This window comes from uncultured Lutibacter sp. (genome assembly GCF_947493565.1).
GTDB lineage: Bacteria > Bacteroidota > Bacteroidia > Flavobacteriales > Flavobacteriaceae > Lutibacter > Lutibacter aestuarii.
The window spans coordinates 129,521-142,675 of the sequence record NZ_CANLRG010000003.1 but is presented as its reverse complement, the minus strand read 5'-3'; the positions used below and the strand labels follow the sequence as shown (position 1 = coordinate 142,675).

Here is a 13,155-nt window from a genome sequence, read left to right as displayed (position 1 = left end):
TGTTAAATGGAAGAAAGCAAAAATGCAACTTTAGAAAATAAAAAGGCATGCTCTAAATGTGGAGCCGAGTTGCTTTTTAAACCCGGTACTACTTCAATTCATTGTAATTATTGTGGAAATGAAGAGCAAATAAGATTTAATGAAAATGGCTTTAAAGAGTTAGATTTAAAGCCATATTTAGAAGAAATGGGAAACTTATCTCATTCTGAAGAAGTTTTAATGCTTAGTTGTAATAGTTGTGGAGCAAATCAGCATATTCAAGACAATTATAAATCGTTGCATTGCGTATATTGTACAATGCCATTAATTAGAGATGATGCAACATTAGAAGATTGGATTCTACCAGGAGCAATAGTACCTTTTCAATTAGATGTAAAAAAGTCACATCAATTATTTTCAAATTGGGTAAAAAGCTTATGGTTTGCGCCTAACAAATTAAAAAAAGCTGCTTTAGATTTAGAAAATACGCAAGGGGTTTACTTACCATATTGGACTTTTGATGCGCAACTGTATGCTAACTATACAGGTCAAAGAGGAGATTATTATTATGTAAATGTTTCATACACTACTACAGAAAATGGAAAAAGCGTAAGAAAAACACGGCAGGAGCGAAGAACACGGTGGAGTAATGCCAGTGGAGATGTAAAAGGTTTTGTAGATGATACTTTAATTAAAGCTTCATTTCAAAAGCAAAACACTATTCCTCAGAAAGTTTCAAATTGGAATTTAACAGCATTAAAACCATTCGATTCAAGTTTTTTAGCAGGTTTTGTTACTGAAAAATATACAATTCCTTTAAAAGATGGGTATTTTAGCGCAACTCAAGAGGCAGAAGAAATTGCAAGAACTTGGGCTCGTAGAGATATTGGAGGTGATACGCAACGTATAAGTTCAATAAATATGAGTTTAAGTGAAGAAACCTTTAAGCATATTTTATTACCTATTTATATAAGCTCGTATAAATATAATGATAAAGTATATCAGTTTTTTATAAACGGACAAACAGGAAAGTTTACAGGAACTCGACCTTATTCTTATTGGAAAATTATATTTTTAGTAGTTTTTATCCTTATTGTGGTTGCTTTAATTGCAATGGTTAGTAATTGATAAAACCCTTATTTTGTATGAGTTACTTTGTTTTTACTTTTTAGGTTTGGTATAGATTCCTTTCTTCAAAGGAATGACATAATATTACACTGAAAAACGAAGGATTCTTATAGAAAATAATATTAATTTTTCAATAGTATCTTATTTCAGCCCAATTTTTAAATAAACAAATTCATTTTATACAATTAAAATGAAGTGAACTAAATAGGTTTTTTTTATCTTTGCACCTTGTTAAAAATAAAATCTAAAGATGAAAATATCATACAATTGGTTAAAACAATTTTTAAAGATTGATTGGGAAGCTGAAAAAACTGGAGAATTGTTAACTGATTTAGGATTAGAAGTTGAAGGAATTGAAACTGTAGAATCCATTAAAGGAAGCTTAGAAGGTGTTGTAATAGGTAAAGTTTTAACTTGCATTCAACATCCAAATGCAGATAGATTAAAAGTAACTACAGTTGATTTAGGAAACGGAACTCCAGTTCAAATAGTTTGTGGCGCGCCAAATGTTGCTGCCGGACAAACCGTTCCTGTTGCAACTATTGGAACTATTTTGTATGATGATAAGGGAGAAGGTTTCAAAATTAAAAAAGGAAAAATAAGAGGAGAAGAAAGTCATGGAATGATTTGCGCTGAAGACGAACTTGGTTTAGGAAGTAGTCATGATGGAATTATGGTTTTAGATGAAAATATTCCAGCAGGTACTGTAGCTTCTGAAGTTTTTAATATAGAAAAAGACCAAGTTTTTGAAATTGGTTTAACCCCTAACAGAGCAGATGCTATGAGTCATTTAGGAACGGCTAGAGATTTAAGAGCAGGGTTAATTCAGCAAGGAATTTCTTTAGAATTAATTTCTCCTTCTGTAAGCGATTTTCATGTAGATGATAGAACTTTAAAGTTTGATGTTATTGTTGAAGACTCTGATAAAGCGCCTAGATATGTAGGTGTTACAATTTCAGATATTACCGTAAAAGATTCTCCAGAATGGCTTCAAAATAGATTAAAAGCAATTGGATTAACTCCAATTAACAATATTGTAGATGCTACAAATTATGTTTTACACGAATTAGGTCAACCATTACATGCTTTTGACGCTTCAAAAGTAAAAGGAAATAAAGTAATTGTTAAAACATTACCTACTGGTACAAAATTTACTACACTTGATGAGGTTGAACGTGAATTGCACGAAGAAGATTTAATGATTTGTAATGGAAATGAAGAGCCGATGTGTTTGGCCGGTGTGTTTGGTGGTTTAAATTCTGGAGTGTCAGAAAATACCACTTCAATTTTTTTAGAAAGCGCCTATTTTAATCCTGTTTCTATTAGAAAAACAGCCAAAAGACACGCCTTAAATACCGATGCGTCTTTTAGATTTGAAAGAGGAATAGATCCAGCCATTACTAAATATGCTTTAAAAAGAGCAGCCAATCTTATTTTAGAAGTTGCTGGAGGAAAAGTTTCTTCTGAAATAGATGATTTGTATCCAACAAAGTTTGAAGATTTTCAAGTATTCTTATCCTATGAAAAAATGGATAGATTGATAGGTGCTGAAATTCCTAGAGAAACAGTTAAAAATATATTAGCTTCTTTAGATATTAAATTTAATAGTGTTACTGATGGTGGTATTGGATTAACCATTCCTGCATATAGAGTTGACGTTACTAGAGAAGCAGATGTTATTGAAGAAATTTTACGTGTATATGGTTATAATAATGTTGAATTTTCACACAAATTAAATACTTCAATATCATTTTCAGAGTTTGATGATGTTAAAATTGAAAACGTTATTTCTAATCAGTTAGTTTCACAAGGTTTTAATGAAACCATGGCCAATTCACTTACAAAGGCAGATTATATTTCATTATCTGAAATGTTAAATGAAGAGCACAACGTGTCGATGCTTAACCCTTTGAGTAATGATTTAGGTGTTATGCGTCAATCATTGTTATTCAGTGGATTAGAGTCTGTTATTTATAATATTAATAGAAAAAATAATTTTTTAAAGTTTTTTGAATTTGGTAAAACGTACCACAAATTTGAAAGTGGTTATAAAGAGCAAAAACATTTAACTTTATTTGTTTCTGGATTTAGAACTAAAGAACGTTGGAATGTAGTTCAAAAAACATCTGATTTCTTTTATTTAAAAGGTGTTGTAATAGCTTTATTGAATAGATTAGGTATAGCTAAGGTTAAAACAACTCCAACTAAAAATGATATATTTTCTGAAGGTATAACTTTGAGTTTAGGAAAAATAAAATTAGTAGATTTAGGTGTTGTAAAACGCTCAATTAATAAAGAATTTGGGATTAAACAAGAAGTATTATTTGCTGATTTTAATTGGGAAAATGTGTTAAAAGTTGGAGGAAAATCAAAAATAAAAGTAGAAGATTTATCTAAGTTTCAACCCGTAAAACGTGATTTTGCATTGTTAATTGATAAAGAAGTAACTTTTAATGAAATTTACAATTTAGCATTTCAAGCAGAAAAGAATTTATTAAAAGAAGTTGATTTATTTGATGTATATGAAGGAGATAAATTGAAAAAAGGAAAAAAATCATACGCGGTAAGTTTCTTATTACAAGATGAAAATAAAACATTAAACGATAAACAAATAGATAAAGTAATGCAAAAATTACAACAGACATTTGAAAAAAATGTGGGTGCTACTTTGCGTTAATCTTATAAATTTTTAATTTAAAAGCCTTTAGACCTTTTTCTAAAGGCTTTTTTTTTAATTTTGCACAAACATAAGTTTATGTATAAAAAAATTATCCGTCCCTTATTTTTTCTTTTCGATCCAGAAAAAATACATCATTTTACATTTTTTGCTATCAAAAATCTTTCTAAAATTCCTGGTATTCCAAGTTTTATAAGAAATTTATTTCAGGTTAATGATAAAAGATTGGAAAAAAAAATGTTTGGATTAACATTTAAAAATCCTGTTGGGTTAGCTGCTGGATTTGATAAAAATGCAGAATTATATAATGAATTAGCCAATTTTGGTTTTGGTTTTATTGAAATTGGAACGGTAACACCAAAAGCACAAGATGGAAATCCTAAAAAGAGATTATTTAGATTAAAAGCAGATCAAGGAATTATTAATCGAATGGGATTTAATAACAAGGGTTTAGAGGCAGTTATTTTAAAATTAAAGCAAAATAAAAAAAACCTTTTAATTGGAGGAAACATCGGTAAAAATACAAGTACAATGCCCGATGGATATACAGCAGATTATTTGCAATGTTTTTCTGAACTACATCCCTATGTAGATTATTTTGTGTTAAATGTGAGTTGCCCTAATGTTGGAAGTCATGCCAAATTAACGGACAAAAGTTATTTAATTGAATTAATTACGAAAGTTCAAGAATTAAATAAAACGTATACAAAACAGCGTCCAGTATTGTTAAAGATAGCTCCAGATTTAAATAATATTCAATTAGATGAAGTTATCGAAATAGTTGAAGAAACAAAAATTGATGGTGTTATTGCCACAAATACATCTGTGAGTAGAGAAAGTTTGTTGGCCTCAGAAAAGCAATTAGAAGCTATTGGTAATGGAGGTTTAAGCGGTAAGCCAATAAAAGATAAAAGTACAAAAGTAATTAAATACCTATCGGAAAAATCTAATAAAGCTTTTCCTATTATTGGAGTAGGAGGCATACATTCTGCGGAAGATGCCTTAGAAAAAATTAAAGCGGGCGCAGACTTAGTTCAAATTTATACTGGATTTATTTATGAAGGACCAATATTGGTTAAAAAAATTAATAAAGCCATTTTAAAGCAGCTGACTTAATTAAGTTGTAATTCCATAATATAATCATCCATAACAAAATTATTACCAATATCCATCACTACTTCATTGGTAATCTTAAAATTTAATTTTTGATACCATTTTATGGAATTACTATTATTTTTATTTACCGTCAACCAAATTTTTTTCATCTTTTTTTCTTTCGCTAAACGTATGGTAAAGTCAATTAATTGTTTGCCATATCCAAGCCCTCTTTCATTAGTATCTACATAAATTTTACTAATCATTAGCTTTTTTTTAGAGTAATTATATACTAAGCATAGGTATCCAACAGCCTTTTTAGCATCTGAAATTAAAAAATAATCATAACCATTTTTAATTTGTGAAGAAATTGCATTAAAACTTTGATATTTTTCAAGCATAAAATCTACCTGATTTTGACCAATTATTGGTACATAATGAGCATTCCAAATTTTATGGGCTAGCTTTTCAATAGTTTGAATATCAGCTATTGTGGTTGCTTTTTGAATCGTCATGTTATAAAGAGTATAGTATGTTTTTTGAAATAAATTTCAAAAAAATTAAAACAAATATAAGAAGTGTTTATTTATAAAACAGTTGTAGTTAACAATTAAATTGAAGCTATTTTATTCCTAATTGTATTTGTATATTTGAATTCATGAAAAAAGTAAAATTAATAGAATGTCCTCGAGATGCCATGCAAGGTATTAAGTCGCATTTTATTCCAACTCAAGCAAAATCACAATACATAAATGCGTTGTTAAGAGTTGGTTTTAATACCATAGATTTTGGAAGTTTTGTGTCGCCTAAGGCAATACCACAAATGCGTGATACTGCTGAAGTATTGTCTAAATTAGATTTGAGTAAAACTGAAAGTAAATTATTAGCCATTGTTGCTAATATTCGTGGTGCTCAAGACGCTTCTAAATTTGAACAAATTGATTATTTAGGTTACCCTTTTTCAATTTCAGAAAATTTTCAAATGCGTAATACAGGAAAAACCATTGCTGAATCTATCCTAATTTTAGATGAAATTTTAAATATTTCAGTGAAAACTAATAAAGGGGTTGTAGCTTATTTGTCAATGGGGTTTGGAAATCCTTATGGAGATCCTTGGAATGTTGATATTGTTTCTAAGTGGACAGAAAAATTAGCTAAAATGGGGGTTAAAATCATTTCATTATCCGATACTATTGGTAGTTCTACACCAGACATCATTTCTTATTTGTTTTCTAATTTAATACCACTTTATTCAGATATTGAGTTTGGAGCTCATTTACATACTACACCTAATGCTTGGTTTGGAAAAGTTAATGCAGCCTATCAATCGGGTTGTACTAGGTTTGATGGTGCAATTAAAGGTTATGGAGGATGCCCAATGGCCAAGGATGAGTTAACTGGTAATATGCCCACAGAAAAGCTAATTTCTTACTTCAATCAGCAAAAAGCATTCACTAATATTAACGCCATGAGTTTTGAAAGCGCCTATAATGAAGCTCTTAAAATTTTTGGATTTTAGTTAAAAATCAGAATTTCAATAATTTAATTTTTTGTTTTTTTTATAGATATGACAAATATCATATTATTTATAATTATTCTAAATAATACTTTGTCATGTTACTTTGGTTACATAAATTTGCATCATTATTTAAAACAAGTCTAAATAAAAATAAAATTTTAAAAATGAAAAAATTAAGTATAGTTATTATAATATTATTAGTAAGTTTTGTAGGTTTAGCACAAGAAACTAATGACAATTATGAAAATGCTGGTAGCAAATTATTAGGAGATAATTTACCAAAAGGAGTTACAATTGGAGGTTATGCGCAAATTGATTATAATGAACCTGATGGGGCTGCAGTAGGAAAATTAGATGTACATAGATTAGTATTGCTTTTTGGTTACAAGTTTAATGATAAAGTTAGTTTTTTGACAGAAGTAGAGTATGAACATGTTAAAGAAGTTTATGTTGAGCAAGCTTATTTAAAATATAAAGCAAATGAAAATTTTAACGTTTTAGCAGGTTTAATGTTGGTACCTATGGGAATTATTAATGAGTTTCATGAACCAACAACTTATTATGGCGTTGAAAGACCCAATGTTGATAAATATATTGTGCCTACTACATGGAGAGAACTAGGAGTAGGAGTGTCTGGTAGAATTGATAATGCATCTTTAAAATACCAAGCTTATTTGTTTAATGGTTTTAAATCTTTTGCTGATGGTACTGGTATACTAAGAGGCTCTGATGGTTTAAGAAAAGGACGTCAAAAAGGAGCAGAATCTGTAGTTAGTTCACCTAACTTTTCAGCCAAATTAGATTATTATGGTATTGCAGGTTTACGTTTAGGGCTTTCAGGATATTTTGGTAAAACACAAACTGATGATACTACTATTGAAGATTCTACAGTAGGTGTTTCAATGATTGGTTTTGATGCTCGTTATAAATACAATAATCTAGAACTTAGAGGTCAGTACATAACAACAAGTTTATCTGACACAGATAAATACAATGCTTTAACAGGAAAAGATCTTGGATCAAAAATGAATGGTCTATATGGTGAGATAGCCTATAATTTTGATTTAAAAGGTGTTGAAAAATTAACTCCGTTTTTACGTTATGAAAAACATAATACACATGCTGATACAGATGGGATAGTAGCTAACAAAGCTTATGATAGAGATGAATTAATTTTTGGTTTAAATTATAAAGTTGCAGAAGGAGCAGCTTTTAAAATGGATTATCAGTTGATGAATAATGCGGTTTCAGGTAGTGATACTTCTAAACAATTTAATGCAGGTGTAGCAATTTGGTTCTAAAAGTTTAATAAGATGAGGTCACTAAAGTTTACTAATTTATTTATATTGTGGCCTCATTCTTTTTAATAATAAAAAGTTTAATGAAGAAAATTGTCTTTATTTTAGCAATTGGGATGAGTTTTTTGAGTTTAACAAACTCAAAAATTGAAGCTTTAATTCAAAAGGAAATCAAAGCTTATTTTGATATTGAAAATTACACAAAACAATCATTAAAAGTTTCACAAGAAATAAATGAAACATTACCAATTCAAATTTCATCAACTAATTTTTTTAAGATAGTTAGTAATAATGAATTAAAAGGTTATTATTATTTTGGACAAGCTTTTGGTAAAGCAGATTATTTCGATTTTATTGTTATTTTTGATGAAAGTTTGGTTATTTCAAAAGTAAGAATTCTTGTGTATAGAGAAGATCACGGAGGTGAAATTGGAAGTAAACGTTGGTTACGTCAGTTTTCAGGTAAAACAAAAGATAAACAGTTAGAATATCAAAAAGATATTGCCGCCATTTCTGGAGCAACAATTTCAGCAAAAGCTATGACAACTGAAATTAATAAACTATTAAAAACAATAAACATTTTACATAATAATAAGCAGTTCTAATGCAAATTCACGGACAAATTCATCACTTTCCCAAAGAAATTAAATCAGTCATTTTAGCATTTATTATCGTTTTAAGTGTTGGTTTTTATGGTGGGTTAAGCTTTGTTAATAATACAACAGCAATGCAGCCAAAAGGGATAGAAAATCATTATTTAGGAAATGAAGATGATGAGGATGCAGAGGTAATGATGTTTAAGAAAAATGAAAGAGAAATTTTAACGATTGTGCATAATCATATACTTTCTATGTCTGTGATTTTTTTATTACTATCACTTATTTTAGCAACTACTTCAATCAATAAAAAACTAAAATATTTTTTAATGATAGAGCCATTTTTCTCTATACTTTTAACTTTTGGTGGTATTTATTTACTATGGAGTGGTATTACTTGGTTCAAATATATCATTATTTTTTCAGGTATATTAATGACTTTTAGCTTTGTATTTTCTACATTGTCAATAGCTTATCAGCTAATAGTGACAAAAAGATAATAAATTCTCATATTTCAATTAAAAATTGTAAATTTGCTCGCAATTAATTTCTAAGTTGATTGCACTATGATTTCAGACTCTTCAAAATTTGTAGGTGAAGGTTTAACCTACGACGACGTATTACTTATTCCAGCTTTTTCAGAAGTACTACCTAGAGAGGTAAATATTCAAGCTAAATTTTCAAAAAACATTACTTTAAATGTACCAATAGTTTCAGCAGCTATGGATACTGTTACGGAATCGGATATGGCTATAGCTATGGCTCGTGAAGGAGGTATAGGTGTTTTGCATAAGAACATGTCTATCGAAAAGCAAGCAAAGGAAGTTAAAAAGGTGAAACGTTCTGAATCTGGAATGATATTAGAGCCAATTACAGTTAAAAAAGAAGAATCGGTTTTAAGAGCAAAGAATTTGATGCGTGAATACAGTATTGGAGGAATTCCTGTTGTGGATGATCATGAAAAGTTGATAGGAATTATTACGAATAGAGATTTGCGTTTTGAAAATGATAATTCTAGAAAAATTGGAGAAGTAATGACTTCAGAGAATTTGGTAACAGTTTCTGAAGGAACCTCATTAAAACAAGCTGAAATTATTTTACAGGAAAATAAAATAGAAAAATTACCTGTGGTTAATGAAGATTATAAACTGGTTGGTTTAATTACTTATAGAGATATTATTAAAGTAAGTGAAAACCCTAATGCCAATAAAGATTCTTATGGAAGGTTAAGAGTTGCAGCAGCTATTGGTGTTACTGGTGATGCTGTTGAACGTGCTGAAGCTTTAATTAATTCAGGTGTAGATGCTTTAATTATTGATACAGCTCATGGACATACAAAAGGTGTAGTAACTGTTTTAAAAGATATTAAAAGTAAATTTCCTAGAATAGAAGTAATTGTTGGTAATATTGCAACTGGTGAGGCCGCTAAATATTTAGTTGAGGCAGGAGCAGATGCGGTTAAGGTTGGTATTGGTCCAGGTTCAATTTGTACAACACGTGTAGTTGCAGGTGTTGGCTTTCCACAGCTTTCAGCAATTTTAGATGTTTCTAAGGCAATTAAAGGAACGGGTGTTCCAGTCATTGCAGATGGAGGAATTCGTTATACAGGTGATATTCCAAAAGCTATTGCTGCAGGAGCAGATTGTGTAATGTTAGGATCGTTATTAGCTGGTACTAAGGAATCTCCAGGTGAAACTATTATTTTTGAAGGAAGAAAATTTAAATCTTATAGAGGGATGGGGTCTGTTGAAGCAATGAAAAAGGGTTCAAAAGATCGTTATTTCCAAGATGTGGAAGATGATATTAAAAAGTTAGTACCTGAAGGAATAGTTGGAAGAGTTCCTTATAAAGGAGAGTTACAAGAAACCATGCATCAATTTATTGGAGGCTTGCGTGCAGGTATGGGGTATTGTGGAGCTAAAGATATTAATGCTCAAAAAGGAGCGAGGTTTGTTAAAATAACTTCAGCAGGTATGCGCGAAAGTCATCCTCATAATGTTACTATTACCAAAGAATCTCCAAACTACTCAAGATAAGTTATTGAAAATAAACTATTGTTATAAAAAAAAGACCTCTCAATTGAGAGGTTTTTTTTATCAAAATTTTGTTACTCTTTTATAACTCTAATACCAACATATTTACTAGTAATTAGATCATTGTTATTAACATCATAAAAGTCATATGCGCTGTAACCATAAATTCCATCATCAAAGTATTCAGCAACATTTCCCCCTAAATCATAGATTTCTGCATCACCTACTTTTGTGGCTTTATTTTTTCCCACTTTTTTAAATAAATGAGATTTTAATTCTTGAACTTTTTTATTGAATTCTGATATTTCATCAATAGTAATCGGATAGCCAGCCCAATAATTTAGTGTATTTTCTTTAGCAGCTGCTTTATGGGCAAGTTTGTGTAAGTTTTTACCTTCTTCAGAAGTTGGTAAACGATATTTTTTGCCTGTTAAGTTGCTTAACCATTTTACATATTTAAGAGCATCTTCTTTTGTTGTAACTACTGGATAATTGTCCATTCCAGCTTCAAAATTAAATTCAGGATTAAAAGCTTTAAATTGAGCATTGGTAACTTCAAAACGACCTATTTCTATTGAATCTTTTTTTACTGAAACTGTTTCAGGAATAAGAGTTGAATTGAAAACTTTTCCAAAATTACCGTTTTTTGTAATGTTAACTTTTTCAATTTTTAATAGTTGAGCAAATGGGCTATCTTTTTTAAAGGTTTCATTTTTGGTAGAAGATTTGTTAAATAAGTAAGTATCAATCCAAGCTAATTCTTCGTTCATTTTACGTAATTGATGTGTAATTTTGCCTAAGCCATGAGGTTGTCCAGGAAACCATAAAAATTTAACAGGTGTTTTTCCAACTTGTTGTAAACCTCTATAATATTCCCAACCTTGATCTCTTGGAACTGCTCTATCTTCACTACCATGAAAAATAATGGTTGGGGTTTTTATTTTTTCAATTTCAAATAATGGAGATTTAATGATGTAATTTTCATTATAAAATTTTCCATTTAAGTCATCCCAAGGAGCACCACCAAAATAAGATTGATCGAAACTAACGCCGAACCTACAAGTTCCATAATCTGAAGTCCAGTTAACATCACCAGCTCCAGGTGCTGCAAATTTAAACATATCAGGATAACGAACGGTTAACATAGTGGTTAAAATTGCTCCGTTAGACCATCCCATAGTTCCTAATTGATTGGTATCAATCATTCCTTTATTGGCTAATAAATCTATTGCTTTAGTAATATCTTCTAACTCTGGTTCGTAATAATTTCCTTTAATACTTTCAACAAAAGAAAGCCCGTGATTTGATGATCCATGATAGTTAGGTTTAAGTACAAAGGCACCGCGTTGTGCTAAAATATTTGGATACGTGCTCCAACGCTCGCTCCACATATCAGTATCTACTCCTGCAGGACCTCCATGAATAGATAAAATTAATGGATACTTTTTACCAACTTCGTAATTTTCAGGATAGTATAAAATACCGGTAACCTCTTCATTTTTATAACCTTTCCACACAAGAACCTCACTTTTTGTAATCGGTTTTTTAGCTAATTTTTTATTTAACTGTATGATTTCTTGTTCATTAGTAAACTTGTTTTTTGATACATCTGCAATGTAAAATCTAGGTAATTTAGATGCTGTGGAGTATTGATAAGCTACTTTAGTACCATTATTAGCAACACTTAACAAAGTAGTATGATTGTTTTTTTTATCTAAATCAATGGTCTTTTTCGACCAAGAATTTCCGTTTTTTTGATAGTAAGCTAATTTATAATATACTTTATTGGCAAGGGTTACAATTACATCATTTCCAACAACATTAAATCCACGACCAATTCCTAAATCCCACTTTAAATTTACTTTTTTATAAGTATTAGTTGCAATTGTATAATAATATAGTTGAGAAATTCCAGCGCCATTCCATTGTGGGTCTGAAGCCTCTGATGAAACAAAATAAAAACCTTTGTTGTCTTTACTAAATTGAAAATTATAAGATGGAAATTCTAGTTCTTTAATTATTTGAATAACCTTGTTAGTTTCTAAATTTTGTAAAAAATAAAATGGGTCTTTTTGTGCATCAGAAGCATAACTTCTACTTCTACTAACACTATACACTAACCATTTTCCATCTTCAGAAACAGTATAACTATTTAAAGGTTTTTTATTATTGGTAATTCTTTTTGTTGTTTCAGTTTTTAAATCATAAGCGTAAACTCTTGTTGGTTTCCAATGTAAAGAATCTTCAACCACAATTACGTTGTCTTTTTTTTCTTTTAATTCTTTTTCATATAAAGTTTCTCCTTCATTTGAGGTATAAAGCAATGTATTTTTATTTTGCCATGACAAACTTGAAATGCCATTTTTAAATTCTTTTACTTTAATAGGCTCACCGCCATAAATACTCATTTTCCACAATTTTTTTCCTTTATCACGAGATGATAAGAAATAAATAGATTCTCCATCTTTTGAAAACATTGGGCTAAAATCATTTTCATCAGCATTGGTAAGTTGAATGGTTTTAAAAGTATCGTTATCCTTAATGTCTAATCGGGTTAAATAAATATCAGAAACGAATCTATCTTTTTCTTTCACGGCCTTATTTTTTGTCCAAAGAACCATATTCCCGTTTGGTGATATGGATACAGACCTCATATATTCAGTATTAATAATGTCTTCAGGAGTCCATCGAGTTTTATCATTTTCTTTATTTTGAGCTTTCAAATTAATGTTAGAAAACACTAGAGCTACTAATAGGAAGTTAAAAAAGTAACAATTTTTCATAAATATCTTAGTTGAAAATTTAAGGTTAAGTATGTTTTTTAAAACTT

Annotated in this window: 10 protein-coding genes; 8 read left to right on the top strand and 2 right to left on the bottom strand. The window is 29.7% G+C overall.

What is annotated here, in order from left to right:
• The first annotated feature begins 6 nt into the window (after positions 1-6).
• From Q0714_RS04310 to Q0714_RS04300, 3 genes are all read left to right on the top strand, one after another.
• On the top strand, positions 7-1,107 hold the full coding sequence (locus Q0714_RS04310; protein ID WP_298263077.1) for a DNA helicase PriA: 1,101 nt from the start codon (positions 7-9) through the stop codon (positions 1,105-1,107).
• A gap of 250 nt (positions 1,108-1,357) precedes the next feature.
• Complete coding sequence (gene pheT / locus Q0714_RS04305) at positions 1,358-3,784, top strand: phenylalanine--tRNA ligase subunit beta (RefSeq protein WP_298263076.1); 2,427 nt, start codon at positions 1,358-1,360, stop codon at positions 3,782-3,784.
• Positions 3,785-3,862: 78 nt separating this feature from the next.
• Complete coding sequence (locus Q0714_RS04300) at positions 3,863-4,900, top strand: quinone-dependent dihydroorotate dehydrogenase (protein WP_298263075.1); 1,038 nt, start codon at positions 3,863-3,865, stop codon at positions 4,898-4,900.
• On the opposite strand, the gene Q0714_RS04295 is transcribed toward Q0714_RS04300, so the two are convergent.
• Entirely contained in the window at positions 4,897-5,394 is a 498-nt protein-coding gene (locus tag Q0714_RS04295; protein WP_298263074.1) for an N-acetyltransferase, read from the bottom strand. The genes Q0714_RS04300 and Q0714_RS04295 overlap by 4 nt on opposite strands.
• 143 nt (positions 5,395-5,537) lie before the next feature.
• On the opposite strand from Q0714_RS04295, the gene Q0714_RS04290 reads away from it, so the two are divergent.
• The 5 genes from Q0714_RS04290 to guaB all read left to right on the top strand — a co-directional run bounded on the left by Q0714_RS04290 (position 5,538) and on the right by guaB (position 10,328).
• Positions 5,538-6,398 carry a hydroxymethylglutaryl-CoA lyase gene (locus tag Q0714_RS04290; RefSeq protein WP_298263073.1) on the top strand — a complete coding sequence of 287 codons (861 nt, stop codon included), beginning with the start codon at positions 5,538-5,540 and terminating at the stop codon, positions 6,396-6,398.
• A 164-nt stretch (positions 6,399-6,562) separates the two neighbouring features.
• Positions 6,563-7,699 carry a hypothetical protein gene (locus Q0714_RS04285; RefSeq protein WP_298263072.1) on the top strand — a complete coding sequence of 379 codons (1,137 nt, stop codon included), beginning with the start codon at positions 6,563-6,565 and terminating at the stop codon, positions 7,697-7,699.
• Between the two features lie 80 nt (positions 7,700-7,779).
• Positions 7,780-8,301 carry an FMN-binding protein gene (locus tag Q0714_RS04280; RefSeq protein WP_298263071.1) on the top strand — a complete coding sequence of 174 codons (522 nt, stop codon included), beginning with the start codon at positions 7,780-7,782 and terminating at the stop codon, positions 8,299-8,301.
• A complete protein-coding gene (locus tag Q0714_RS04275; protein WP_298263070.1) occupies positions 8,301-8,792 on the top strand; it encodes a hypothetical protein in 492 nt (163 codons plus the stop codon). The genes Q0714_RS04280 and Q0714_RS04275 overlap by 1 nt, the downstream gene beginning before the upstream one ends.
• 66 nt (positions 8,793-8,858) lie before the next feature.
• Positions 8,859-10,328, top strand: coding sequence for an IMP dehydrogenase (gene guaB, locus Q0714_RS04270; protein ID WP_298263069.1), 1,470 nt, complete (start codon positions 8,859-8,861; stop codon positions 10,326-10,328).
• 71 nt (positions 10,329-10,399) lie between these two features.
• Here the strand turns inward: guaB and Q0714_RS04265 are convergent, their stop codons facing one another.
• Positions 10,400-13,108, bottom strand: coding sequence for a prolyl oligopeptidase family serine peptidase (locus Q0714_RS04265; RefSeq protein ID WP_298263068.1), 2,709 nt, complete (start codon positions 13,106-13,108; stop codon positions 10,400-10,402).
• Between the last annotated feature and the right edge of the window lie 47 nt (positions 13,109-13,155).

What these genes read in the sequence shown, in the direction of transcription:
- Q0714_RS04310 (WP_298263077.1), top strand. Translation starts at nt 7, where the DNA reads ATGGAAGAAAGCAAAAATGCAACTTTAGAAAATAAAAAGGCATGCTCT.
- pheT (WP_298263076.1), top strand. Translation starts at nt 1,358, where the DNA reads ATGAAAATATCATACAATTGGTTAAAACAATTTTTAAAGATTGATTGG.
- Q0714_RS04300 (WP_298263075.1), top strand. Translation starts at nt 3,863, where the DNA reads ATGTATAAAAAAATTATCCGTCCCTTATTTTTTCTTTTCGATCCAGAA.
- Q0714_RS04295 (WP_298263074.1), bottom strand. Translation starts at nt 5,394, where the DNA reads ATGACGATTCAAAAAGCAACCACAATAGCTGATATTCAAACTATTGAA.
- Q0714_RS04290 (WP_298263073.1), top strand. Translation starts at nt 5,538, where the DNA reads ATGAAAAAAGTAAAATTAATAGAATGTCCTCGAGATGCCATGCAAGGT.
- Q0714_RS04285 (WP_298263072.1), top strand. Translation starts at nt 6,563, where the DNA reads ATGAAAAAATTAAGTATAGTTATTATAATATTATTAGTAAGTTTTGTA.
- Q0714_RS04280 (WP_298263071.1), top strand. Translation starts at nt 7,780, where the DNA reads ATGAAGAAAATTGTCTTTATTTTAGCAATTGGGATGAGTTTTTTGAGT.
- Q0714_RS04275 (WP_298263070.1), top strand. Translation starts at nt 8,301, where the DNA reads ATGCAAATTCACGGACAAATTCATCACTTTCCCAAAGAAATTAAATCA.
- guaB (WP_298263069.1), top strand. Translation starts at nt 8,859, where the DNA reads ATGATTTCAGACTCTTCAAAATTTGTAGGTGAAGGTTTAACCTACGAC.
- Q0714_RS04265 (WP_298263068.1), bottom strand. Translation starts at nt 13,108, where the DNA reads ATGAAAAATTGTTACTTTTTTAACTTCCTATTAGTAGCTCTAGTGTTT.